Source organism: Micromonospora sp. NBC_01699 (assembly GCF_036250065.1).
GTDB lineage: Bacteria > Actinomycetota > Actinomycetes > Mycobacteriales > Micromonosporaceae > Micromonospora_G.
In genome coordinates, this window is sequence record NZ_CP109199.1 from 4,152,763 (window position 1) to 4,178,417 (window position 25,655).

19 protein-coding genes are annotated in these 25,655 nt (G+C 70.6%); 7 read left to right on the plus strand and 12 right to left on the minus strand.

The genetic code is table 11. The annotated features are described in order from the left end of the window. Positions 1-2: 2 nt before the first annotated feature. From OG792_RS18030 to OG792_RS18040, 3 genes are read right to left on the minus strand one after another with little or no spacing between them, the layout of a single operon-like run. Positions 3-881, minus strand: a complete 879-nt coding sequence (locus OG792_RS18030; protein WP_329100346.1) for a carbohydrate ABC transporter permease — start codon at positions 879-881, stop codon at positions 3-5. Continuing rightward, on the minus strand, positions 878-1,897 hold the full coding sequence (locus tag OG792_RS18035; protein WP_329100348.1) for a carbohydrate ABC transporter permease: 1,020 nt from the start codon (positions 1,895-1,897) through the stop codon (positions 878-880). The genes OG792_RS18030 and OG792_RS18035 overlap by 4 nt, the downstream gene beginning before the upstream one ends. Continuing rightward, positions 1,894-3,222 (minus strand): sugar ABC transporter substrate-binding protein, encoded by a 1,329-nt coding sequence (locus OG792_RS18040; protein WP_329100349.1) that lies wholly within the window; start codon positions 3,220-3,222, stop codon positions 1,894-1,896. The genes OG792_RS18035 and OG792_RS18040 overlap by 4 nt, the downstream gene beginning before the upstream one ends. 130 nt (positions 3,223-3,352) lie before the next feature. Between OG792_RS18040 and OG792_RS18045 the strand changes: the two genes are divergently transcribed. Beyond that, a complete protein-coding gene (locus tag OG792_RS18045; protein ID WP_329100351.1) occupies positions 3,353-4,435 on the plus strand; it encodes a LacI family DNA-binding transcriptional regulator in 1,083 nt (360 codons plus the stop codon). Between the two features lie 72 nt (positions 4,436-4,507). Here OG792_RS18045 and OG792_RS18050 read toward each other — a convergent pair whose 3' ends face one another. After that, on the minus strand, positions 4,508-4,672 hold the full coding sequence (locus OG792_RS18050; RefSeq protein ID WP_329100353.1) for a hypothetical protein: 165 nt from the start codon (positions 4,670-4,672) through the stop codon (positions 4,508-4,510). Positions 4,673-4,685: 13 nt separating this feature from the next. Here OG792_RS18050 and OG792_RS18055 point away from each other — a divergent pair, with 13 nt between their 5' ends. Together OG792_RS18055 and OG792_RS18060 are read left to right on the plus strand one after the other, a co-directional pair. Continuing rightward, the gene (locus tag OG792_RS18055; protein WP_329100355.1) at positions 4,686-4,895 is read left to right on the plus strand and encodes a hypothetical protein; all 210 of its coding nucleotides are present in this window, start codon (positions 4,686-4,688) and stop codon (positions 4,893-4,895) included. 173 nt (positions 4,896-5,068) lie between these two features. Continuing rightward, a complete protein-coding gene (locus OG792_RS18060) occupies positions 5,069-7,414 on the plus strand; it encodes a hypothetical protein (protein ID WP_329100356.1) in 2,346 nt (781 codons plus the stop codon). On the opposite strand, the gene OG792_RS18065 is transcribed toward OG792_RS18060, so the two are convergent. From OG792_RS18065 to OG792_RS18075, 3 genes are all read right to left on the minus strand, one after another. Beyond that, positions 7,402-7,947 carry a carboxymuconolactone decarboxylase family protein gene (locus OG792_RS18065; protein WP_329100358.1) on the minus strand — a complete coding sequence of 182 codons (546 nt, stop codon included), beginning with the start codon at positions 7,945-7,947 and terminating at the stop codon, positions 7,402-7,404. The two genes, OG792_RS18060 and OG792_RS18065, sit on opposite strands and share 13 nt — an antisense overlap. Before the next feature lie 4 nt (positions 7,948-7,951). Continuing rightward, on the minus strand, positions 7,952-9,016 hold the full coding sequence (locus tag OG792_RS18070) for a cobalamin-independent methionine synthase II family protein (protein ID WP_329100360.1): 1,065 nt from the start codon (positions 9,014-9,016) through the stop codon (positions 7,952-7,954). Between the two features lie 135 nt (positions 9,017-9,151). After that, complete coding sequence (locus OG792_RS18075; protein WP_329111313.1) at positions 9,152-10,345, minus strand: hypothetical protein; 1,194 nt, start codon at positions 10,343-10,345, stop codon at positions 9,152-9,154. A 178-nt stretch (positions 10,346-10,523) separates the two neighbouring features. Between OG792_RS18075 and OG792_RS18080 the strand changes: the two genes are divergently transcribed. After that, on the plus strand, positions 10,524-11,894 hold the full coding sequence (locus OG792_RS18080) for an asparaginase (RefSeq protein ID WP_329100362.1): 1,371 nt from the start codon (positions 10,524-10,526) through the stop codon (positions 11,892-11,894). Between the two features lie 120 nt (positions 11,895-12,014). Here the strand turns inward: OG792_RS18080 and OG792_RS18085 are convergent, their stop codons facing one another. The 5 genes from OG792_RS18085 to OG792_RS18105 all read right to left on the minus strand — a co-directional run bounded on the left by OG792_RS18085 (position 12,015) and on the right by OG792_RS18105 (position 19,135). Continuing rightward, positions 12,015-14,540, minus strand: a complete 2,526-nt coding sequence (locus OG792_RS18085; RefSeq protein ID WP_329100364.1) for a DNA gyrase/topoisomerase IV subunit A — start codon at positions 14,538-14,540, stop codon at positions 12,015-12,017. A gap of 103 nt (positions 14,541-14,643) precedes the next feature. Further along, entirely contained in the window at positions 14,644-16,749 is a 2,106-nt protein-coding gene (locus OG792_RS18090) for a DNA gyrase/topoisomerase IV subunit B (RefSeq protein WP_329100365.1), read from the minus strand. 234 nt (positions 16,750-16,983) lie between these two features. Continuing rightward, entirely contained in the window at positions 16,984-17,757 is a 774-nt protein-coding gene (locus tag OG792_RS18095; RefSeq protein ID WP_329100367.1) for an SDR family NAD(P)-dependent oxidoreductase, read from the minus strand. Positions 17,758-17,775: 18 nt separating this feature from the next. Continuing rightward, positions 17,776-18,270 carry a GNAT family N-acetyltransferase gene (locus tag OG792_RS18100; RefSeq protein WP_329100369.1) on the minus strand — a complete coding sequence of 165 codons (495 nt, stop codon included), beginning with the start codon at positions 18,268-18,270 and terminating at the stop codon, positions 17,776-17,778. Between the two features lie 49 nt (positions 18,271-18,319). Then, positions 18,320-19,135: a TetR/AcrR family transcriptional regulator gene (locus OG792_RS18105; RefSeq protein WP_329100371.1), complete on the minus strand. Its 816-nt coding sequence runs from the start codon at positions 19,133-19,135 to the stop codon at positions 18,320-18,322. A gap of 237 nt (positions 19,136-19,372) precedes the next feature. Between OG792_RS18105 and OG792_RS18110 the strand changes: the two genes are divergently transcribed. The 3 genes from OG792_RS18110 to OG792_RS18120 all read left to right on the plus strand — a co-directional run bounded on the left by OG792_RS18110 (position 19,373) and on the right by OG792_RS18120 (position 25,504). After that, positions 19,373-21,619, plus strand: coding sequence for an excinuclease ABC subunit UvrA (locus OG792_RS18110; RefSeq protein WP_329111314.1), 2,247 nt, complete (start codon positions 19,373-19,375; stop codon positions 21,617-21,619). Positions 21,620-21,748: 129 nt separating this feature from the next. Continuing rightward, positions 21,749-22,006, plus strand: coding sequence for a hypothetical protein (locus OG792_RS18115; RefSeq protein ID WP_329100373.1), 258 nt, complete (start codon positions 21,749-21,751; stop codon positions 22,004-22,006). A gap of 366 nt (positions 22,007-22,372) precedes the next feature. Beyond that, a complete protein-coding gene (locus OG792_RS18120) occupies positions 22,373-25,504 on the plus strand; it encodes a glycosyl hydrolase family 95 catalytic domain-containing protein (RefSeq protein WP_329100375.1) in 3,132 nt (1,043 codons plus the stop codon). The last annotated feature ends 151 nt before the right edge of the window (positions 25,505-25,655 follow it).

The window sequence follows — 25,655 nt, forward strand, 5'->3', positions numbered from 1 at the left end:
GGTCATTTCACCCCGCCCGTGGTGAGGCCACTGATCAGGTAGCGCTGGAAGAAGAGGTAGAGCACGACCACCGGCACGGCACAGATCAACGCCGCCGCCATCAGTTGGCCGTAGACCGGGATCGCGCCGCCCTCCTGGGTGGCGCCGAAGATCTGCAACGACACCGCCGCCGTACGGGTGTCCGGGTTGGTCAGTACGGAGGCGAACAGCACGTCGTTCCAGCCGAGCAGGAAGGCGAAGATCGCCGACACGGTCAGTCCGGGCCAGCTCAGCGGCACGATGATCCGGGTCAGCACCCGCCACGACGAGGCACCGTCGACCCGGGCCGCCTCGTCCAGCTCGCGCGGCAGTCCGCGCAGGTAGGTCACCATGACCCAGGTGGAGAACGGCAGCCCGAAGGTCAGGTAGGTGAGGAACAGCGCCCACCGGGTGCCGATCACCGGCACGCCGAGCACCGTCGCGGCGCTGGCGAACAGCACGAAGACCGGCAGCAGCATCAGCGTGCCGGGGATCGTCTGCAACGCGAGCAGGCCGCGCAGGATGGCGATCCGGCCCCGGAAGGCGACCCGGACCAGGACGTACGCGCTGACGATCGAGACCAGCGCGCAGACCACCGCGACGGCGCCGGCGACCAGCACGCTGTTGACCAGTCCGGGGCCGAGGTCGGTGGTGGACCAGATCCGCCGGTAGTTGCCGAGGTCCGGGCTGCGCGGCAGGAACTCGCCGGCCGCGACGGAGAGATCCGAGTTGATCGAGGCGAGGAACATGTAGACCAGCGGGGCCCCGACCAGCACCAGCAGGACGACGAGCACGGCCGCGCGCAGCGGGCCGGGCAGCAGCCGGCCGACGTCGGTCGAACGAGATCGGGTACGGGTGCTCACGGGTTGCGGCCCTCGTCTCCGGTGTCGAGGCGTACCGCCCGCAGGTAGACCGCGATCGGGATGGCGACCAGCACCAGCGACAGCACCGCCATCGCCGCGCTGAGCCCGAACCGGAAGTTCTGGAAGCTCTCCACGTACGTCAGCACCGGCAGCACCTCGACGTCACGCGGGGCGGGCACCCCGAACAGCACGAACGGGAGGGTGAAGTTGTTGACGTGGTGCAGGAACGAGATCACCAGCGCCAGCGACACCGGCCCGCGCAGGTAGGGGCCGATCACGTACCGGAGCCTGGCCCACCAGCCGGCCCCGTCGAGCGCGGCGGCCTCGTGCACGACCGGGTCGACGGTGTGCAGCCCGGACACGGCCAGCAGGTAGACCAGCGGCCAGGCGGTCCAGACCTGCACGATCACCAGGGCCCAGAAGCTGCGCGGACCGTTGAGCCAGAGTCCGGGCGCGAAGCCGAGCTGCCCGAGGACGGCGTTGGCCACCCCGTCGGGTTGCAGGATGATCCGCCACACCGTGCCGACCACGAACGCCGGCAGCACGTACGGGATCAGGAAGATCGACCGGACCAGCGCCCGGCCCCGGAACCGGTCGTGCGTGGCGAGCGCGGCGGCGACCCCCAGCGGCAGGGTCAGCAGCGTGGCGAGCAGCGCGTAGCCGAGACTGACGCCGATGGCGTGCGGCAGGTGGGAGGCGCGTACCGCCTCGACGTAGTTGTCGAGCGCGACGAACGGCGCCCCCACCCACTGCCGGATCGAGTACTGGTCGAGGTCGAGCAGGGAGATGTAGCCGGCGGTGAGCAACGGGACGACGATCACCACGAGGGTGAGCAGCCCGCCGGGAACCAGCATCCACAGCGGACGGTGGCGTTGCCGCGTACGCCGGGGTCGGGCCGACTCGCGGTGGACCGGCGCGGCCGTCGGGGCCGGTCCACCCACGGGCGTCGGCGGCTCCGTCCGGCGCGGGCCGACGGTGGTCACCGGGCCGTCCTCGGTCAGCGGTGCCGGCGTCACTTTGCCTTGTCCAGCGCGGCCTGCCCGGACTTCTGCGCCTCGGCGAGCAGGGACCGCAGTTTCGCCTCGTCGATCCGGCCGGCGGACAGCGTGGGGATCGACTGGACCACCACGTTGACCAGGGCGAGCTGGATCTGGCTCCAGGCGCCGCTGAACGGGGTGCCGACCGCTTTCGAGGACGACTCGACCAGCGCGGTGAGCGTCGGGTCGCCACTGAGCGCGCCGGCGGCCTCGGTGTTCGTCGGCAACTCACCGAACGTCTTGTAGTAGGTGCCCTGCATCTCCGGGTCGGTCAGCAGCTTGATCAGCTTGAACGCGTTGTCCCTGTTCCTGCTGTACTTCGCCACCACCAGGTTGTCGCCGGAGAGGATGCTGGCGGCCGGGCGGCCCTGGGCGGGCAGGGCGGTCGCGCCGGGCGGCGTGGTGGGCATGATCGCGTACGCGTACTTGCCGGCGACGGCCGAGGCATCCAGGGTCACCTTCGAGGTGCCCGACACCATCGGCAGGAATGCCGCCTTACCGGCCGCGAACGCGGCGATGGCCTGCGCGTTCTTCCAGCCCACCGAGGCCGGGTCGACCACCCTGTCGGTCGCCAACCAGCCGAGATAGCTGCGGTACGCGGCCAGCGTCGTCGGGTCGTCCAGCCGCAGCGTACCGCCGGTGACCAGGGGGTTTCCCGCCTGCACGTCCATCGCCCAGATGAACTTCCACGGGTCGAACGAGTCGGCGTAGGCGACCGCGAGACCGTACCGGCCGCCGGTGGTGAGCCGCTTGGCCTGCTCGCGCAGCCCGTCCCAGCTGTCGGCGGGCTTGTCGATGCCGGCCGCCGCCAGCAGCTCCTTGTTGTACGCCATCACAAACGGCCGGCTGGCGAACGGTACGCCGACCTCCCGGCCCTGCTCCGGCCCGGAGATGCCGAGCGTGGCGGGAAGGAACTTGTCCCGCCCACCGACCTTCGCCCAGTCGTCGGCGGTGAGTTCGACGAAGGCGCCGGTGGCGTACGCGGTCGGGGTGAAGGTGGTGCCGAGGGAGTAGATGTCCGGTCCCTGGCCGGAGAGCACCGAGGTCTGGATCTTCGTCAGCTCGTCGTTCGGGGAGGCGAACGTCTCGAACCGTACGGTCACCCCGGTGTCGGCGGCGAACTTCGCGGAGACGTCGGAGAACCACTTCCGCTGCTGCTCGGGATAGATCGAGTTGGCCTGCACCAGCACGTCCAGGGTGGACCCGGCACCATCGGAGGCGCCGTCGTCGGCACCGCAGGCGGTCAGGCCCAGCCCGACCACGATCAGACCGGTCAGCCCGGCCAGGGTTCGTCGCGCTTTCATCTACCTCAGCTCCTCGGCGGGAGGCAGCGCACCGGCGCACCTCAGTGGCGGAATTCACGGGACCGTAACAATGGGCCGCGATCGATGGCAATCGTTTGCCACCCGTTTGCCAACGTGGTTGCCTGACGGCATGGGAAGCGGGCCGCCGGGCGAGACGGGGAGCGGGTCGCCCGGTGACGGGGGAGGCACCGAGGGCGTCCGCCGGGCCCGGCCGGTCACCATCACCGACATCGCCCGGGTGACCGGCGTCGTACCGTCGACCGTGTCCCGGGCACTGAACAAACCGGGCCGGGTCAACCCGGCCACCCGGGACCGGATCCAGGCCGCCGCCCGCGAGCTGAACTACGTACCCAATTCGCAGGCGCGGGCCCTGATCTCCGGACGGACCGGGACCATCGCGGTCCTGGTCTCCGACGTGACGAACCCGTTCTACTTCGGCCTGATCCGGGGCGCACAGCAACGGTTGAAGGCCACCGGCTACGCCCAACTGCTGATCGACACCGAGGATTCCGGCGAGCACGAGGCGGAGATGCTGCACAAGATGCGCCGGTCGCTCGACGGCGCCATCCTCGCCGCCTCCCGGCTACCCGAGGGGGCCCTGACCACGCTGGCCGGGGAGATCCCGCTGGTCACCGTCAACCGCAACGTCCGGGGCGTGCAGAGCGTGGTGATCGACACCCCGACCGGCATCGGCCTGGCGGTCGAACACCTGGTCAACCTCGGCCACCGCGACATCGTCTACGTCGCCGGCCCGGACACCGCCTGGTCGAACCGGGCCCGGTGGCGGTCCATGTGCGCGGCCGGCGAACGGTACGGGCATCGGTTCCGCCAGGTCGGGCCGTTCCCGCGCGGGCGCCGATCGGGTACGGCCGCCGCCGACGCGGTGCTGGCCGCCGGGGCGACCGCCTGCATCTGCTTCAACGACCTGTTCGCCATCGGCATGCTGCCCCGGCTGCGCGAACGCGGCGTCGACGTGCCCGGCGACCTCAGCGTGATCGGCTGCGACGACATCTTCGGCGCCGACTTCTGCCACCCGCCACTGACCACCCTGACCGGACCGATCGAACAGGCCGGTGAGGTGGCGGTCGCCATGCTGCTCGCCCGACTGGACGAACCCACCACCGAACCGGTCCGGCGTACGGTCATCCTGCCCGCGACACTGACCATTCGCGAGTCGACCGGCCCGGCACCGGACCGTCCGGCAGCCCGCTGATCCGCTGATCCGGCAGCTCGCTGGCCCGTGGGGCTCGCTGGCCCGTGGGGCTCGCTGACCCGTGGGGCTCGCTCAGCCGTGCCAGGCGAGGAACACCTGACCGCTCAGCGCGCCGAGGGCGAGCAGCAACGCGACGATCGACACCTGAAGGAACCGGTGCTTGCGCCAGTTCAGCCGGCTCATCACCACCAACTGCCGGGAGAGCATCTGGTTGTGGTACGCCGGTGACGCCGTCATCCACGTCAGCCGGTTGCGTGACAGCGCGGAACTCCGTACGGCGTTGCGCGAGGCGACCGGGGCGGACCTGGCGGTTGCCGTGTCCGCCACCGTCTACGACGAGATAGTCCGGCACGAGCCGCGTGACCTGCGCGCCAACCGGTTCCGTCGGGTCACCGTGGACATCCGGGGCAAGAACTTCCGGGCCGACGCCTGGATAGCGGTGACCGACGAGTACGCCTGACGCCGACCTCCGGTGATCATCGGTTGCTCAGGCACACTCCCCCCGGTGTGTCACGTGCCTGAGCAACCGATGATCAGTGCCGAACCCGGGGCGAGATGGTGGCTGGTGGGGGTCGGCTGTGGACTGGCACACTTCGGGGTGTGCGGCCGGCTGAGCGCCTACGACCGTGGCCAGTGGTCGGTCTGGCCATCCTTGGGCTGCTGCTGAGCGGCGGGGCGGTGGTCGCCTTCACCCTCGCCGCCGGCAACAGGGAGGCGACCGGAATCGTCATCTCGGTCGTGACGGCGATCGTCACCCCCCTGCTGAGCGGGCTGGTGGCGGTGCTCTGGCGGCACCGGCGGTTGCAGGGGCAGGACGGCGCCGAGTCGCTCACGCTGGCCGCCGACGCCCTCGCGAAGGCGATGCAGGAGCAGTGGGAAAGGGCGGCCGCAGACCGGCGGCTGCACCAGCCCACGCCGATCCCGGTCCGCTGGACGTGGTCACCCCGGCCGGTGACCGGTCGGGTCGAGGACGCGATCGGCGACCCCGACGGCCCGACCCTGGGTAGGTTCGAACCGTTGCCGGGCACCGAGGCCGTGACCGCCGACATGGTCGAGGCGGGCGGGGTGGCGCAACTCTTCCGGGTGTACGCCGGGCTGGGTTCCGGCCGGCTGGTGATCCTCGGTGACCCCGGTGCCGGCAAGACCGCCGCGGCGATCCTGACCCTGGTCGAGGCACTGCGCCACCGCCGCCGGCTCGACCCCGACGTACGGCGGCGGGTGCCGGTGCCGGTGCTGCTCACCCCGCAGAGCTGGGAGCCGGGGCGACAGTCGCTGCGTACCTGGCTGGTGGGCCGGCTCGCCAGCGAGTTCGCCTTCCTGAACGCGCCGCAGTACGGGCCCGACGCCGCCGGCCGGCTGGTCGACGAGGGCCTCGTCGCACTCTTCCTCGACGGCTTCGACGAGATGGCGGCCGAGTCGCGGCCGAACGCGCTGGAGGCGATCGACGAACAGGCGGACTTCCGGCTGGTGCTGCTCACCCGCGGCGAGGAGTTCACCGACGCCGTACGCGGCGGGCACCTGCACGGCGCCGCCGCGCTCGAACTGCGGCCGCTGCCGGCAGGCGTCGCCGCCGACTACCTCGCCCGGTGGCGGGTGACGGCCCCGCCCCCGGCCTGGCAACGCCTGGTGGAACGGCTCCGCGAACAGCCGGACAGCTCGCTCGCCCGGGCCCTGTCCTCGCCGCTGACCGTGACCCTGCTCCGGGACACCTTCGTCGACCCCGCCGACGTCGACGAGCTGCTGGAACCGGGCCGCTTCCACGATTCGACCGAGATCGAGGACTTCCTGTTCGACCGGGTCCTGCCGGCCGCCTACCGGCTCCGCCCCGGTCAGGAGGCCGGGCCGTACGACCTGGTCCGGGCCCGGCGCTGGCTCGGCCACACCGCCACCCGGATGAAGACCCGTGACCTCGCCTGGTGGCAGATGCACGAGTGGGCGTCGGCCCCGATACGGATCGTCGCCACGGTGCTGTTCGTCGGCGTCGCCGCCGGGGCGACCGCCGCGGTCGTCGCCCGGTTCACCGAGGAGTTCGGCGAGCGCACCACCATGGACCCGCTGCCGGCGACGGTGATCGGACTGCTGCTGGGGCTGGCGATCGGGTTGGCCGTCGAGCGGCGGGAGTCGCCGGTCGGCGGGTTCTCCGGATCGGCCGGCTCCCGGTTCAGCCTCGGCATGGGGCTGGTTTCCGGGCTCGCGGTCGGCATCGCCACCGTCCTGACCGTCGGTCCGGCGTACGGGGCCGCCACCGCCGTCCCGGTCGCGCTCGGCGCCGCCCTCGCCGCCGGGATCGCGACCGGGGTCGCCTCCGGCGTGGGGCTGCGACCGACCGGCTCCGCCCTCGCCCCGCAGTCCGGGCTCGGGCGCACCATCCGGGCCGGGCTCACCCACGGGCTGCCGGCCGGCATCGCGACCGGGGTGCCGATCGGGCTGGCGACCGGCGTACCGGTCGGTCTCGCGTACGGGCTGCCGACCGGACTCGGCACCGGGCTGGTCACCGGGCTGGCGTTCGTTCTCGCGTTCGGCCTCATCGACGGCTTCTCGGCAGCGTCCTTCGACGTCGCCGCCCCGATCGACCCGATCACGGCGTGGCGGCAGGATCGACGGCGGGGCCTGTCCGTCGGCGGCATCTTCGGCCTGGTGGTCGGCTTCGCCGCCGGGTTCACCGACGCGATGGCGAGCATTCGGCACGATTCGCTGCCGGTCGCCGCCGTCGTCGGGATCGTCACCGGGCTGACGCTCGGCCTGGCGACCGCGGTCGCCGCCACGATCACGGTGTCCAGCACCTGGCGGACCGGTCTGCTGTTCCTACAGCTGTGGGCCCGGGGAGACGGTCCCGTGCGCGGGATGCGGTTCCTGGAGGACGCCCACCGGCGGGAGATCCTCCGCGTGGTGGGTTCGGTCTACCAGTTCCGGCACGCCCGCCTCCAGGACCGGCTCACCCGGACCCACGACGCCGGCGGTACGACTCAGGTGCCGTAGCCGACCGTGACGACCCGTTCCGCCGAGGCCGGGTAGTAGGCCGAGTCGGCCGGTACCAGGGTGCCGAGGCCGTCGACGTACCGGTTGAACATGCAGAACGCCGCCGCGATCAGCACCGTGTCGTGAATCTCCAGGTCGGTGGCGCCCTCGGTACGGGCGGCCTCGACCAGGTCGGGAGTGACCTTGCGGCCGCTGTTCTGGACCGCTCCCGCGATCCGCAGCAACGCGCGCAGCTTCGCCGACACCGGCGCGTTGTCGAGGTCGGCCCGCACCTGGTCGACCAGGGTCATGCCCTCGTCCAGTTGCCGGGCGGCGAACGCCGAGTGCGAGCTACAGCAGAACTCGCAGTCGTTGAGCCCGGAGACGTACGCCGCGATCAGTTCACGCTCGCCCGGGGTCAGCGGGTGCGGGCCCTGCCGCAGCAGTACCTCGGCCAGTTCGTTGAGCGGCTTGGCCGTCTCCGGACGGAACCGCAGCGGGCCCCGGATGCCCGGGAACTCGGCCTCGTCGACGCCCAGATCGATGTGTGCCACGTTTTCACACTCCCAGTTCTCGTGCTGCCAGTGCGGTGCCTTCCACCCGGGCGCGTACCTTCGCCCAGGCCGTCTCTCGTGAGGTCGACCGGTCGTCGCCGAACGGCGCGAACCCGCAGTCGTCGCAGGTGCCGAGCCGCTCCGGCGCGATGTACTCGGCGGCCCGCAGCACCCGGTCGCGGACCTGCTGCGGCGTTTCGACCACCGGGTCGATGGGGTCGGTCACCCCGATGAAGACCCGCTGGTCCGGGCGGGCGTGGGCGGCGATCGCCGCCAGCACCCGGTCCGGCTCGGGCTCGCTGGCCAGTTGTACGTAGAAGATGCCGGCGTGCAGTGCGAACAGGCTCGGCAGCAGTTCGGCGTAGTCGACGTCGGCGCTGTGGGTCGAGTCCTGGTCGCCGCCGGGGCAGGTGTGCACGCCGATCTTGGCCCGCTGCTCGGGGGTGAACCGGTCCAGCACCCGGTTGTTGAGCGCCACGAACGAGTCGAGGATGCCCTTGGACGGATCGAGCTTGACCGACAGCCGGCCCTCGGTGAAGTCGAGCTGGACCGCGTGGGCGCCGGCGTCGAGGGCGCCCCGGATGTCGGCCTCCGCCTCGTCCACCAGGTCGTCGAGGAAGGCTTCCCGGTCGTAGCCGGGGATGCCGCCGGCCGGGTAGAGCAGGCTCAGCGCGGACGGCGCGATCACGGCCTGCTTGACCGGTACGGAGGTGTGCCGCTGGGCGGCCCGCAGGTAACCCTCGGCGCGGGTGGCGTACCGGAACGGGCCGGCGGTGAGACTGGGCAGCGTACGGGTGTGCCCGTCGGCGAACGGGATCACCACCCCGTCCGGGGACAGGGCCGGCGAGCCGTGTACGGGATAAGTGGCGAAGCTCGGTTTGCTCTGCTCGCCGTCGGTGACGACCGGCGAGCCGAGCGCCTCGAATCGGGCGATGGTGTCGCGTACCGCGTCGTCGTAGAGGGCGTCGAGCGCGTCGCGTCCGATCCGTCCGGCCTCGAAGTCGGCGATGCCGGCGAGCAGTTCGGGTGGTCGGGGAACGCTTCCGATCGGTTCGGTCGGGAGATTCATGCACCCGAACCTAGAGAGGCGCCTTCAGCTTCCACAATAGACTTCTTGCTGTCTTCCGATATCTTGCGGTCTTTCGCCGAATCGGCAAAGACGTGCGTGTCCGTGAGCCGCTCCAACGTGACCTACCGGCCGGACTCAGCTCAATTTCGATCCCGTGGTTGTCGGCCGATTCGCGCCGAGGAAGAAGATTCCGGGCAAGCCCTGGGTCTCGAATCCGTCACTCGGATTGCGTCGCAGCGTCGACGCCTCGATCCGCATGGTGCCGGTACGGTCGTTGCTGACGAAGAAGACCGCACCGCCGCCCTCCTCGGCGTGGTTGTCCTCGACGATGCTGCCGGCGATCCGTACGGTGAACCTGTTGCCGTCGCAGTAGATCGCCCCGCCGCTGCCCCCACCGGGGGTGCCGCCGCGGGCCGGGTTGGCGCCCCGGCCGATCGCCTCGTTGTGGCTGAACACGCTGTTGAGCACCACCCACGAAACACCGATGCTGCTCAGCGCGCCACCGTTGGAGCAGGAGCCGCCCTGGCCGGCGGCACCGCCGAAGGTGCTGTCGACCACGTACACCGGTCTGCCCTGAAACTGGCTGAGCACCCGGATGGCGGCCCCGCCCAGATCCGGCCCGGTACGGTCGCACCGGTTGCGGACGAAGCGCGAGTTGACCACCTTGAACTGCCCGCCCCGGACGAAGATCGCTCCCCCGCCGCCGCCCTCGGTCTTCTCACCGGTGGAGTTCCCATCGGCAAACGTCAGGTTCTGTACGGTGAGCTGCGGGTGGTCCTGGTTGTCGCAGTGCGAGGTGGTCCAGCCCTGCGCCTGGTCGCAGGTGTTCAGGTAGAGGATGCGACGTTTCCCGCCACCGCTGAGGGTGACCTTGCCGCCGCCGTCCAGCACGACCCTGGGCCCGTTCGCGTTGCGCACCTTCGCGGTCTCGGTCAGGGTGATGGTCACCGGATCCGGTCCGCAGTCGAACGTGATGATCCCGCCCGCCGCGACCGCCGCCACGACCGCCCTGCCGGTGCAGCTCGCGGGCGTGCCGGTGCCGACCCTGCGGGTGGGGCGGCTGGTGTCGACCGCGCGGCCGTCGGCCGGGACCGTGGCGCCGCCGCCGGGATTGCCCGCCCGCGCCGGGGCCCGGCCGGGCGAGGTCGACGGCCTGCCCGTCGGCGCGGCGCCGAGCCCGTCGCTGGCGCCGGTGTCCGGGGCGGCGGCCACCGCGCTCGCGTCCGGGGTCGGGGTGGCCGGCGGCGGCTCGACGTCGGCACCGCGCCCGCAGCCGGGCAGCAGGGCGGCGGCGACACCGAGGGCGAGCAGGAACGATCCAGTCTTCATCCGCACCCGGACAGGCTAGAAGGCGCACCCGGCGTGCGGCGAGGCAGGCTGCGGTGACGGGTGTCGGCGGCGTAGTCGGAGCAGCACCGGCGAGGCGAAATCGAAGATTAACAAGATCGAAAACTCTGACTCGGAGGATGCGGTTTCCGTTGTACCGCACCCCACCGCGGAGGCCGCCATGTCCGACCCGACCATCCCGTCCGACCCGAACCCGCCCACCGCAGCGAATCGTCCCGAACCGCCGGCCCGGTCCCGGCCGGCGCCGTGGCGCCTCGGTGCCGTACTCACGCCGCTGCTCAGCGCGTCCCTCGGTGCCGCCCTCGTGCTCGGCCTGGCCGGCGGGATCGACACCTCGGCACTGGGCAACGGCGGCTCGACCGACGCCGAGGCGGGGGCGCCACCGGCCGGCGCGGTGACCGGAGTGCAGGCTCCGGCCGGGATCCGCAGCGTCGCGTACACCGAGGCGCTCGCCACGGCGAAGACCCGCAAGCCGAAGGTGACCGTGATCGGCACCGGCGGCACCATCTCCGGCGTCGCCACCTCGCGCAGCAGCTTCACCGACTACCGGTCCGGGCAGATCGCGATCTCCAGCATGGTCGGCCAGCTCCAGCCGGAGATCGGGCAGGTCGCCGACGTCAGCACCGTGCAGTTCGGCAACAAGGGCTCCGGCGGATACACCATGGCCGAGTTCCACGCGCTCACCCTCGCCGTGCAGAACGCGCTGAAGTCGGCCGACGCGGTGGTCGTCACCAGCGGCACCGACACGATGGAGGAGTTCGCGTACTGGCTCGACCTGACCGTGCAGAGCCGCAAGCCGGTGGTGATCACCGGTGCGATGCGGCCGTGGGCGGCGGTCACCCCGGACGGGCCGCAGGTGATCGGCGCGGACGGGCCGGCGAACCTCTACAACTCCATCGTGCTGGCGGCCAGCCAGACCACCTACTGCTACGGCACTGTGCTGCTGCTCGGCGACGAGTTCCACGCCGCCCGCGACGTGACCAAGACCAACTCCTCCCGGATGGACACCTTCCAGAGCCGGGAGTTCGGCGTACTGGGCTGGGTCGACGGGCCGAACATCAAGGTCGGGCGGGCACCGGCACGGGTCGACGACTGCGACCGGACCCGGGACTGGCTGACCCCGTTCGACCTGTCCCGGATCCAGCCGACCGCACTGCCCCGGGTCGAGGTCGTGTACAGCTACCAGCAGGCCGGCGGTGAGGCGATCAGCGGGTTCGCCGCCGCCGGGGTCAAGGGCATCGTCACCGCCGGCACCGGCGCCGGCGGGCTGTCGTCCGCCCAGAGCAGCGCCCGGACCGCCGCCGCCGCGCAGGGCGTGGTCTTCGTGAGTACGACCCGGACCGGCTCCGGTTCCGTCTACGGCGGCAGCACCACCGCGCCGATCATCGCCGGCGACGACCTGCTGCCGCAGAAGGCGCGGCTGCTGCTCCTGCTCAGCCTCGCCTTCGCCCCCACCGACGTCGAGCGGGTACGGGGCTGGGTGACGACCCTCGGCAACCCGGAGTGGGACACCGCTCCGAACGGCAGGTAGCGAGACCAGGGACCGGCGGCCGGCGTACCGGGGTGGCGGAAACGTACCCTGCGCCGGCCGCCGGCCCCCAGCCCTGACAACCGCTACCGTTCACCCCCACCGTCCGCGGCACGACCCTGGTCAGCCCCGTTCGATCAGGTGGCCGACGATGTCCGGGCCGAAGATGGCGGTGCCGGACCCGTCGCGGCGCTCGTCGGGAGCGGGCAGGGCGAGCGGTTCCCCCCGCTTGCTCGCCCCGACCGGACGGGGGCCGACCCACGCCACGACCAGCCGGGTCTCGCCCTTGAGGAACCGCTGTGCCCGCACCCCGCCGGTGGCCCGCCCCTTGGCCGGGTAGAGCGCGAACGGCGTGACCTTCACACCGCTGCCGGTGCTGGTCACCACCATCGGGTCGCCGTGTTCCGGGTCGTTGGCCCGGACCGCGCCGAAGAACAGGACCCGCGCGTCGGCGGCGAGGTTGATACCGGCCATCCCGCCGCCCTTGAGGCCCTGCGGACGGACGAGCTGCGCCGGGAACCGCAGCAGTGAGGCGTCCGAGGTGACGAAGACGAGCGCGTCCGCCCCGTCGGACAGCCAGGTCGCGCCGACCACCTCGTCGCCCTCGCGCAGCCCGATCACCTCGAACTCGTCCGACCGGACCGGCCACTCCGGCGCGCACACCTTGACCATGCCCTGCCTGGTGCCCAGGGCCAGGCCCGGCGACCCGGTCGCCTGGTCGCCCAGCGGCGCCAGCCCCACCACCGTCTCGCCCGAGCGCAGCGACACCAGCTCGGACGCGGACATGCCGCCGCTGACCGACACCGTCCCGGCCTGCTCCGGCAGCACCGGCAGCGGAAGGACGTCGGTCTTGAACGCCCGACCCGCGCTGGTGATCAGCAGCACCTGGCCACGGGCGGTGGCCCGGACCACCGTACGGACCGCGTCGTGTTTGGTCCGGCCGTTGCGGCGCCGCCCCTCGGAGCTCTCCTCGGACTCGGCGGCGGTCCGGGCGACCAGACCGGTCGCGGAGAGGATCACCTGACAGGGGTCGTCGGCGACCTCCAGCGGACCGGCCGGCGCGGAGGCGGCCAGCACCTCCTTGAGATCCCCGTCGACCAGGGTCGTCCGCCGCTCGGTGGCGAAGTCCTTGACCACGGCGGCGAGCTCGTCGGAGACCACCCGGCGTAGCACGCTCTCGTCGTCCAGGATGGCCGACAGCGCGGCGATCTCGCTGCGCAACTGGTCCCGCTCGGCCTCCAGCTCGATCCGGTCGAACCGGGTGAGGCGCCGCAACGGGGTGTCGAGAATGTAGCCGGCCTGGATCTCGGAGAGCTGGAACCGGCCCATCAGGGCGTCCCGGGCGGCGAGCGCGTTGTCGCTGCCCCGGATCAGCCGGACCACCTCGTCGATGTCGAGCAGCGCGATCAGCAGGCCGTCGACCAGGTGCAGCCGGTCCTGCCGCTTGCGCCGACGGAACGAGGTGCGACGGGTGACCACCTGGTAGCGGTGGGCGAGGAAGACATCGAGCAGCGCCTTGAGCCCGAGGGTCTGCGGCTGCCCGTCGACCAGGACGAGGTTGTTGATGCCGAACGACTGCTCCAGCGGGGTGAGCCGGTAGAGGTCGGCGAGCAGCGCCTGCGGGTTGACCCCGACCTTGCACTCGATGACCAGGCGGGTGCCGTTCTCCCGGTCGGTCAGGTCCTTCACGTCGGCGATGCCCTGTAGCCGGGCCGGCTGGCGCTGGCCCTTGCGCGGGCCGGAGGTGATCGGCTTGCCGCGTACCTCGTCGGTGATCGCCTCGATGACCTTCTCCGCACCGACGCCGTAGGGCAGTTCGGTGACGGTGATCGCCTGCCGGCCCCGGCTGCCCTCCAGCGGGCCAATGGTCACCCGGCCCCGCATCCGGACCACCCCACGGCCGGTCTCGTACGCCTTGCGCACCTCGTCCAGGCCGAGCAGCAACCCACCGGTGGGCAGGTCCGGGCCGGGGACGAACTCCATCAGCTTGTCCAGGGACGCGTCCGGGTGCCTGATCAGCCAGCGGGCCGCCGCGACCACCTCGCCGAGGTTGTGCGGAATCATGTTCGTGGCCATCCCGACCGCGATCCCCGAGGTGCCGTTGACCAGCAGGTTAGGGAAGGCCGCCGGCAGTACGGCGGGCTCGGAGAGCGACCCGTCGTAGTTCGGCCGGAAGTCGACGGTGCCCTCGCCCAGCTCGCCGACCAGCAGCATCGCCTCGCGGGACATCCGCGCCTCGGTGTATCGGGCGGCGGCCGGGCCGTCGTCCGGGGAACCGAAGTTTCCGTGGCCGTCGATCAGCGGCACGTTGAGGGAGAAATCCTGCGCCAGCCGGACCATCGCGTCGTAGATGGCGGTGTCGCCGTGCGGGTGGTACTTACCCATCACGTCACCGACCACGCGGGCCGACTTCACGTGGCCCCGGTCGGGCCGGTAGCCCTGCTCGCTCATGGAGTAGAGGATGCGGCGGTGCACCGGCTTGAGACCGTCGCGCGCGTCCGGCAGTGCCCGGGAGTGGATCACCGAGAAGGCGTACTCCAGGTAGGAGTCCTCCACCTCGGTGGCGAGCGGGTTGTCGAGAACCCGCGCCCCCGCCTGGTCGAAGGCGGACAGGTCGACCTTCGAGGGTTTGCCGGTACGGCGTGCCATGACTGCGTGCTCTCTTCCATCCGTCGGCCGGTTCGGCGACCGCTCTCGTTACACAGCGACTCGGGCGCGGTGGAACCGGCCTGCGGGAGGCCGGCTCCACCCGTCAGGTGTCGATGGTTTCCTGATCGACCCGGCTGGCGGAGTCGATGAGCCAGTTCTTGCGGGGTTCGACCTTCTCCCCCATCAGCAGTTCCAGCACATCCTCGGCCGCCTGGGCGTCGTCGAGTTTGATCCGCCGGACCGCGCGGGTGGCCGGGTTCATCGTGGTGTCCCACAACTCGTCGGCGTCCATCTCGCCGAGGCCCTTGAACCGGGGGATCGGCGTGACGACCTGCTTGCCGGCCTTCTCCAGCCGGGCCACCCTGCTCGTCATCTCGGCCTGGGTGTACGTGTAGTGGGTCTCCGGGTTGCGGCCCTTGGTGCTGACCTTGTGCAGCGGTGGCACCGCCGCGAAGAGCCGACCGGCCTCGATCACCGGCCGCATGTACTTCGCGAACAGGGTGATCAGCAGGGTACGGATGTGCGAGCCGTCCACGTCCGCGTCCGCCATAATCATGATGCGGCCGTACCGCATCGCGTCGAGGTCGAAGGTGCGGCCCGAGCCGGCACCGAGCACCTGGACGATGGCCGAACACTCGACGTTGTCCAGCACCTGTTGCAGGCTGGCCTTCTGCACGTTCAGGATCTTGCCCCGGATCGGCAGCAGGGCCTGGTACTCCGACGACCGGGCCAGCCTGGCCGTGCCCAGCGCGCTGTCGCCCTCGACGATGAACAGCTCGCTGCGCTCGACCCCGGTGGAGCGGCAGTCCACCAGCTTCGGTGGCATCGAGGCGCCCTCAAGCGCGGTCTTGCGCCGGGCCGCGTCCTTCTGCTGCTTCTGGGTCAACCGGACCCGCGCGGCGTCCACGATCTTCTGGAGCACGGTACGCGCCTCGGCCTTGGTCCGCCGGTCCTCCAGCCAGACCTTGAGCTGCTGCTCCACCACCGTCTGGACCACCTTGGTGACCGGTGCGGTGGACAGCTCGTCCTTGGTCTGCGAGGTGAACTGCGGCTCGGGGATCCGCACGTGCACCACGACGGTCATGCCCTCCAGCACGTCGTCGAGGATCGGCGGGTCCTCCTTCGGCTTGAGCAGGCCGCGGGTGTTGCGGATGGCGGTCGTCAACGCCCGTACGGCACCGCGTTCGAAGCCCTTGCGGTGGGTGCCGCCGTGCATGTTGCGGATGGTGTTGGTGAAGGTCTCCACCGTCCGGTCGTAGCCGGTTCCCCACTTGAGCGCGACCTCGACCTCGGCCCGGCGCTCGACGTTGCTCTGCATGACGCCGTGCTCGTCGGCGGCGTTCTCCCGGTAGGTGCCCTCGCCGATGATCAGGAGGGTGCCGGAGACGGGCTTGTCGCCGGCCGGGGTCAGGAAGTCCACCATGTCGGTCAGGCCGTCGGGGAAGTGGAACGTCTCGGTGGTGGGTGACTCGGCGGTGTTGTCGCGCAGCGCGTACGTGACACCGGGCACGAGGAACGCGGTGTTGCGCAGCTTGGCCCGGACGGCGTCGACGTCGAGCGTCGCCCCGGTCTCGAAGTAGCGAGCGTCGTGCCAGTAGCGGATGGAGGTGCCGGTGGGGGCACCGCGCTTCATCCGGCCCAGCGGTCGGAGGCCGGGCTGCCGGGTGAAGGCGGCCGAGGGCCCCGCGCCGTCGAAGACACCGGGTACGCCGTGCTGGAACGACATCTGGTGGACCTGCCCGCCCCGCTGCACGGTCACGTCGAACCGGTGGGAGAGCGCGTTGACCGCCGAGGCGCCCACGCCGTGCAGGCCGCCGGAGGTCTTGTAGCCGGCGCCGCCGAACTTCCCGCCCGCGTGCAGCCGGGTCAGCACCAGTTCGACGCCGGACAGTCCGGAGCGCGCGTGCAGGTCGGTCGGGATGCCGCGACCGTCGTCGTCCACCTGGACGGAGCCGTCGGCGTGCAGCGTGACCTCGACGTGCGTGGCGTGACCGGCGACGCCCTCGTCGGTGGAGTTGTCCAGGATCTCGTTGAACAGGTGGCCCACGCCACGGCTGTCGGTGGACCCGATGTACATGCCGGGTCGCTTCCGGACGGCGTCCAGGCCTTCCAGATGGGTGAGGTCATCTGCCCCGTACAGAATCTCAGGCTGTGCAGTCAACGAGCTGAACTCCCCCGGAGGTGCGGTGTACACGCCGTGGATCGGCATGATCGTCGGTCGGCGGGCCGGCGCTGACCGCGAGCCTACCTACTCCCCTGTCCGCTCTGACGGGACTGTCCGGGTCGGGCGGCGCGGCGGGGACCGACATCACGCGATGATGCCGCCGGGGTACGACAGCTTCGAGTCCGGTACGACCCTCCCGAGCGAATCTTGCCATTGCCAAGTTACCCGCCCGGACGGCACGTTGTCCTCATGGAGTACGCCGACCGCCCCACCGCACCGTCAGGTCGCCTCGGGGTCCAGCCCGAGCGCCGAGCGGCCGCCGTCCACCGGCAGGACGGCGCCGTTGACGAAACTCGCCTCGTCCGAGAGCAGGTAGGCGACCGTCGCCGCGACCTCGTCGGGTCGGCCCACCCGCCCCACCGGGTGCAGTCGGGCCATCTCCGCCCGCACCCCGGCCGCCTCCTCGGGCGGACGACCAAGCAGAAGCGACTCGTAGCGCTCGGTGGTGATGGTGCCGAGCGCCACGGCGTTGACCCGGATGCCGTACGGCCCGTAGTCGACCGCCGCCGCGCGGGTGAGGCCCTCCACCGCGGCCTTGGCGGTGGCGTAGGGCAGCGCGCCGCGTACCGGGCGCAGGGCCTGGTGCGAGGAGATGTTGACTATCGCACCCGGCGTACCGGCGGCGAGGAACCGGCGGACCGCCGTCGCACAGCCGACCACGGCCGGCTCGACGTTGCGGGCGATCAGGTCGGCGACCTCACGGGCCGGCGCGGAGTGCAGCGCCGCGTCACGGAAGACGGCGGCGTTGTTGACCCAGCCGGCGAAGGTCCCCGCCGTCGCCGCGAGATCCGCCGCCGCCGCGGTCACCCGCTCGTCCGAGGCACTACCCAGCACCGCGACGAGCCGCGGACCGGCCGGATGACCCGTGGTCCAGGCCACCGCCGCGGGATCGAGTTCGACCAACACGACCGCGTGGCCGTCGCCGAGCAGCCGCTCCGCGATGGAACGCCCGATCCCTCGACCACCGCCGGTGACGACGTACGAGCGTCGCACGGCAATCCCTCCCACCGTCTAACGGAGTGGCTTGACGAACCAGTGCGCGGCGTACGGGCTGTCGTTGAACGGCTCGACCTCGGCGTACCCGTGCCGGTTGTAGAGCCGGCGCGCCTCGACCAGGTCGTGGCGCGTGTCCAGCCGGAGCCGGGACAGGCCGCGGTCGCGGGCCGCGGTCTCCACCTCGGTCAGCAGCAGCGAGCCGATCCCCCGTCGCCGTGCGGCCGCCGCGACGAACACCCGGGTCACCTCGCCGACCCCGGCCGACAGGAGCCGCAGACCGGCGCAGCCGACGGCCACCGCGCCGTCGGTCACCACCCAGAACAGGCCGCCCGGCGGCGTGAGATCGTCGCTCGGCTCCTCGACCAGCACCGAGTCGACCTCGGCGGTGGTCGCCTCCCGACCGTGGTAGCGGCCCACGATGTCGTGGTAGTACGCGCGCAGGATCCGGCGCGCGTCGTCGGCTTCGGGACTCGTCCGGGCGATCGAGACGGTGGTCGGGCTCTGCGGCACCGGGCCATGCTGCACGAGTCGCCGGTACCCGGCCACCGCATTTCTCCACCTACCCGACGGACGGAACCGGTCCGCCACCGGCACCCACGACCGCCTCGATGCCGTCGAGCAGCACGGTGAGCCCGAAGTCGAACGTCTCCCTCGCCTCCTGCTCCAGGTAGGGCACGCTCTCGTCGTCGAGCCGGAACCCCCGGTCGCTCTCCAGCCGGGTCACGGTCGGGAACCGCTCACCGAAGTCGGGCGCGACCTCCGCCAGCAGGGCCGAACGGGCGTACCACCAGTCCTCGTCCGACATCCCGGTCGCCACCTTCGCGTGCCGGGCCTCGGTGACCGTTTGGGCGATGCCCCGGACGAAGTGGAACAGCGTGCCGACGGTACGCCGCACGGCCTGCGACCGCAGTCCGGTCCGGTAGAGGATCCGCAGCAACGTCTCCAGCACGACGTACTCGTTCGGCCCCAGCACCGGCCGGGCCTGGGACACCTGTAGCACCCACGGGTGTCGCAGGTAGAACGCCCAGAGGTCGCCCGCCCAGGCGGTGACGGTGGCCCGCCAGTCCGGCTCCGGCGCGTACTCGGTGGGCAGTTCGGCGTGCGCCCGGTCGTACATCAGGTCGAGCAGTTCGCTCTTGTTCGGGACGTACGTGTAGAGGGCCATCGCCGTACGCCCGAACCGCTCGCCCACCGCGCGCATGGAGAGTCCGGCCATTCCGTCCCGGTCGGCCACCTCGATCGCGGCGTCGACGATCTCGTCCACGCTCAGTGCCGGCTTGGGCCCCGGCCCGGTCCGCACCTCGGCGGAGCCGGGCGTGCGCCACAGCAGGGCCATCGAACGGCGAGGATCGCCCTGGCCGGCAAAGACCACCACTTGCAACTCCTTAGCACATAAACTAACCTCGTCGGGTTATCCATTTATGCCGTAAGGTTATCAGGGGGGAACGGTATGGGAACCGACCACGCCAGCCAGCCGGCGGGCAACGGGGACGGGCCGGGCGGCGGAGTGCTGTTCGCCGAGGACGAGCGGCGGGGACAGCTCGCCACCACGCCCGGCCGGCACGCCGTCGCCGGCCCCGACCCGGCCCGCCCGGCCGCGGACAGCCACGAGATGATCGAGGTACGGGGAGCCAGGGAGAACAACCTGACCGACGTATCCCTGGACATCCCCAAGCGCCGACTCACGGTCTTCACCGGCGTCTCCGGTTCCGGTAAGTCCTCGCTGGTCTTCGGCACCATCGCGGCCGAGTCGCAACGGCTGATCAACGAGACCTACACCGCCTTCGTCCAGTCGTTCATGCCGAGTCTGGGCCGGCCGGACGTGGACGCCCTGCACAACCTCAGTGCCGCGATCGTGGTCGACCAGGAGCGGATGGGCGCCAACTCGCGCTCCACCGTCGGTACGGCCACCGACGCCCACACCATGCTGCGGATCATCTTCAGCCGACTCGGCACCCCGTACGTCGGCACCTCGACCGCGTTCAGCTTCAACAGCGCCGAGGGCATGTGCCCGGAGTGCGAGGGACTCGGCCGGGTCTCCGCGACCGACATCCACCAACTGTTCGACGTGAACCTGTCGCTCAACGAGGGCGCGATCACCGCGCCCAGCTTCGCCGTCGGCTCGTGGTACTGGCAGACCTTCGTCCAGTCCGGCCTGTTCGACCCGGACACGAAGCTGAGGGACTACACCCCCGAGCAGTGGGAGGACTTCCTCAACAAACCGGCCACCAAGATCAAGACCCACAACTTCAACACCACGTACGAGGGCCTCCTGGTCAAGGTGCAGCGGCTCTACCTGGCCAAGGACCGCGAGTCGATGCAGCCGCACATCCGGGCCTTCGTCGACCGGGCCGTCACCTTCACCGGCTGCCCCGCCTGCGCCGGCACCCGGCTCAACGCGGCGGCCCTGGCCTGCACCATCGACGGCCGCAACATCGCCGAGTGCTCGGCGATGCAGATCAGCGACCTGGCCGCGTTCGTCCGCGGGATCGGTGACGCCTCGGTGGGGCCGCTGGTCAAGACCCTGCGCAACACCCTGGACTCGCTGGTCGAGATCGGCCTCGGCTACCTGAGCCTGGACCGGGAGTCCGGCACCCTCTCCGGGGGCGAGGCGCAGCGGGTCAAGATGGTCCGGCACCTCGGCTCCAGCCTGACCGACGTCACCTACGTCTTCGACGAACCGACGGTGGGTCTGCACCCGCACGACATCCAGCGGATGAACGACCTGCTGATCCGGCTGCGCGACAAGGGCAACACCGTACTGGTGGTGGAGCACAAGCCCGAGGTGATCGAGATCGCCGACCACGTGGTCGACCTGGGGCCGGGCGCCGGATCGACGGGCGGCCGGATCTGTTACACCGGTGACGTGGCCGGGCTCCGGCGCTCCGACACGCTCACCGGCCGGCACCTGGGCCACCGGGCCCGACTGCGCGAGCGCGTACGGCAGCCGCAGGGGCAGTTGCACATCACCGGTGCCCACCTGCACAACCTCAGGGACGTCGACGTCGACATCCCGCTCGGGGTGCTGACCGTGGTGACCGGGGTCGCCGGTTCGGGCAAGAGTTCGCTGATCCACGGGTCGCTGCCCCGCCGCGACGGGGTGGCCGTGGTCGACCAGTCGCCGATCCGGGGTTCCCGGCGCAGCAACCCGGCCACCTACACCGGTCTGCTCGACCCGATCCGGACCGCCTTCGCCAAGGCCAACGGGGTCAAGGCGGCCCTGTTCAGCGCGAACTCCGAGGGCGCGTGTCACAACTGCAAGGGGATCGGTCTGGTCTACACCGATCTCGCCATGATGGCCGGGGTGGCGTCGGTCTGCGAGCAGTGCGAGGGCAAGCGCTTCACCGCCGAGGTGCTCACCCACAGGCTGCGCGGCCGGGACATCAGCGAGGTGCTGGCGATGTCGGTGACCGAGGCGCGGGACTTCTTCGGCAGCGGACCGGCGCGGGCGATCCTGGACCGGCTGGCCGACGTGGGCCTGGGCTACATCGGCCTGGGGCAGCCGCTGACCACCCTGTCCGGCGGCGAACGGCAACGGATCAAGCTGGCCATCCAGATGGCCGAGAAGGCCACCACGTACGTCCTGGACGAGCCGACCACCGGTCTGCACCTGGCCGACGTGGACAAGCTACTCGCCCTGCTGGACCGGCTGGTCGACAACGGCAACACGGTGATCGTGATCGAGCACCACCAGGCGGTGATGGCGCACGCCGACTGGCTGATCGACCTCGGTCCGGGCGCCGGACAGGACGGCGGCCGAGTGGTGTTCACCGGCACCCCCGCCAACCTGCTGACCCACGCGAACACGCTCACCGCCCAACACCTACGCACCTACCTAGGAAAAACCAAACACCCCTGACCCACCCCCTCCCCCCACCCCTCCCCCCACCCCGGCCTACCGCGACGATCTTGCACTTGTGGTCGTCCGCAAACCTGGATGAATGCCCTAAATCGGGCGCCACAAGTGCAAGATCGCCGAGGTGGTGGGGTGGGGGCGGCGGTGGGGGCGGCGGTGGGGGCGGCGGTGGGGGCGGCGGTGGGGGCGGCGGTGGGGGCGGCGGTGGGGGCGGCGGTGGGGGCGGCGGTGGGGGCGGCGGTGGGGGCGGCGGTGGGGGCGGCGGTGGGGGCGGCGGTGGGGGCGGCGGTGGGGGCGGCGGTGGGGGTGGGGTGGGGGAGGCGGTTCGGTTGGTGTCGGTCCGGGCTGGATGGGCTGGCAGTCGTGGCGGCGCGGCACGTCATCGGATGAATTTCGGCGTTGGATAGTCGTGGCGCAGCGGCGGGGTTAGCGGCCCGAACAGGGCTGATATGGCTTCCGGTGGCTGCCCTGCTACCAAGGATCACCGCGCCCGGAGAGCGGTCCACCGGCGCTGAGCTGGGCCGACAGAACATCGACAGCCAAGGATTGACTAGCAAAGACATCCGATGTTAACTGCATGTGACAGATGTGGGTCGGTTGGACATCACGGTCGGATCATCCTGCCCGGAAACCGTCCGAACCCATGCACGACAGTCTCGTGGTAGCCCCCCACTTCGGCGGATGGGGGGTCGCACGGACGCACCGCGTCCGTGGCACGAGCACATCGCAACGAGCGATCTAGAGGGGATCGTGTCGATGAAGATGAGCACGCCGACCCGCATCGCCGCCGCCGCCCTGCTCCTGGTCGGCCTGGCGGTCAGCGGACAGAGCGCCCCGGCGGCGGCGTCACCCACGGACGCGGCGTTCAACTCCAGCACCGGAGCGCTGAACGTCAACTACGCCAACTACCTGTCCAAGCACGACATCGTCTACAACCGCCCGAACACCAACCCGCTGCACGGGCTGACCGTCGGCAACGGGCGCACCGGCGCGATGGCCTGGAACCAGAACGGCCTGACCATGCAGGTGTCCGGCGTGGACCTGTCGCAGCAGTCGACGTACGCGGCCGGGCTGGTCAACCTGTTCAGCAACCCACAGATGGACACCGGGTACACGACGTTCCAGCAGCGCCTGTCGCTCTACGACGGCACGCTCACCACGAAGTACGACAGCAACCGCACGGTCACCGTGATGGGCTCGCCCAACTCCGAGGTCATGGGCATCCACGTCGAGGACACCCGGCCGGGCGTCACCAGCGTCGGGCTGGACCTGAGCCTGTGGGACCCGAACACGGTGCAGAACATCGCCGACGTGCCGGACCTGAACACCTGGCGGACGTACTCGACGTTCGCGGACTCGACCGGCGTCGGGATCAGCCGGGGGCAGAGCGACCCGAACAACTTCGGCTACACGCTGGCCGCCACGGTCGAGGGCGCCAGCTACACCTCGCAGGTCGTCAACGGCCGGCAGGTCCGGCTGAACATCACCCCGACCTCCAGCTACACGGTCTGGTTCACCGCGGCCAGCCGGATCAACTCCCCCGGCCTCAACTCGGTCACCCAGGCGAAGAACCAACTCGCCTCGGTGAAGAGCACCGGGTACGCGACCACGCTGAACAACTACCGCAACTGGTGGCACGCGTTCTGGGAGAAGTCGTTCGTCCAGTACTCCAACTCGGCCGGTGACGCCGACTACCTGGAGAACGTCTACTACCTGGCGACGTACATGATCGCGGCGGGTGGCTACGGCAACTACCCGCTGCACTTCATCAACGGCGTGTTCCGGGCGACGCAGGACCAGAGCAAGTGGAGCAACGGCTACTGGTACTGGAACCAACGCGACGTCTACAACTCGTTCTACGCCTCGAACCACACCGAGCTGATGGGCGGGTTCAACCGGCTCTACAGCCGCAACCTCGCCCCGCTGAAGTCGTACACGACAACCCGGTACGGCAGTGACGGGCTCTGGGTACCGGAGACGATGGGCTGGGACGGCAACGCGCGCGGGACGATCAACAGCGACTACGTCAACGACCTGTACTCCACCGGCACCGAGGCCGCGTACAACATGTACCTCCAGTACCGGTACACCAATGACGAGGCGTACCTGCGCAACACGGCGTATCCGTACATGCGCGAGGCGGTGAAGTTCTACGAGGACCGGCTCTCGGTCGACGGCAACGGCCGGTACTACATGGCGAACTCGAACTCGCACGAGACGTACTGGGACGTGCGCAACGCGATCACCGACCTGGCCGCCGTACGGCTGCTGTTCCCGCTCACCATCTCGGTCAGCAACCAGCTCGGGCTGGACAGCGGGCTGCGGGCGAACTGGCAGAACATCGTCAACAACCTGGCCCCGTACCAGATCCAGAACGGCGCCTACCTGCCGCACGACCCGCCGATCTCGCAGACCCGCAACAACGAGAACGTGTCGCTGGAGCTCGTCTGGCCGTACGACCAGACCGGCATCGGCTACCCGGACCAGCAGACCGCCATCAACACGTTCAACGTGCGGCCGCACCCGTACGGCAACGTGTGGTCCAACGACCACGTGCACGCGGCGAGGCTCGGCCTCGCCGACCAGGCGTTCCAGGGCATGCGGACGATGCTCCAGAAGTACCAGAACTACCCCAACGGCATGACCAACAACACCAACGGGGTGTTCGAGTACCTGGGCATCCACCTGGCGGCGATGAACGAGTCGCTGATGCAGAGCTACAACGACAAGATCCGGGTCTTCCCGGCGGTCCCGTCCGGCTTCGTCGGCAAGTTCACCCTGCTGGCCAAGGACGGCTTCCTGGTCAGCTCGGAGCGCGAGGCGAACGAGACCAAGTACGTCGGAATCAAGAGCCTGTACGGCAAGCAGGCGCGGGTGGTCAACCCGTGGGGCACCCAGGAGGTCCGGGTCCGGCGTACGTCGGACAACGCCATCCTGACCACCAGCTCGGCCGGCGAGATCACCTTCGCCACGGCGGCGAACGCGGTGTACGTGGTCGAGCGGACCGCCAAGCCGCTGGCCAACTACACCTCCACCACCCTGACCGGCACCGCCAACCAGGGCGCCAAGAGCCTGCTCAACACGGCCTCGACGCTCGGCCTCGGCAGCGGGGGCGGCGGAGGCGGCGGGCTGGTCAACAACACGCTGCTCACCTACGACGCCAACTGGCACCTGACCAACGCCCGAGGGTACGGCGACTACAACGACGACACCCACCACACCAACACCGTCGGCGCGACCGCCTCGTACACCTTCACCGGCACCGGGGTGGAGTACCTGTCCGAGCGCAACGGCGACATGGGCAACGTCGACGTCTACATCGACAACGTGTTCCAGGCCAACGTGAACCTGTACGTCAGCGGGGCCCGGCAGGCGCAGGCGGTGGTCTACAGCAAGACCGGGCTGACGAACGGCTCGCACACGATCCGGATCGTCAACAAGGCGACCGCGGTCGGCATGGTCGACGCGCTGCGGATCCTCACCGGCGGCACTCCCCCACCGACCGGCGGAACCGCGCTGCGGGCGATGGCCAACAACCAGTACGTCACCGCCGGCACCGCGCCACTGATCGCCAACTCGACCACCGTCGGCACCGCGCAGCAGTTCGACGTGGTCGCCGTCGGCTCGGGCAACGTGGCGCTGCGGTCGCGGTTGAACAACCAGTTCGTCTGCGCCGAGAACGCCGGTGCGGCGGCGCTGGTCGCCAACCGGCCGTCGGCCGGCGCGTGGGAGACGTTCACGCAGGTGAGCAACTCGGACGGCACGGTGAGCTTCCGGGCCACGGTCAACAACAGTTACGTGTCGGCCGAGAACGGGGGCGCGGGCGCGCTCATCGCCAACCGCCCCACGATCGGCCCCTGGGAGAAGTTCACCCTGGTCACCAGCTAGCGACCCAGCTACGAGCCGCCCGGCGGGGGTCGGCAGCCGCAAGCATCGCCCGGCGGGCGGTGCCAGGTTGACGACCCCCGGCCGGGCGGCTGACCAGCCCCGTCCACGCCCATGGGCGGCGCACTGCCCGGACCCCCTCCAGTCCTCCGCG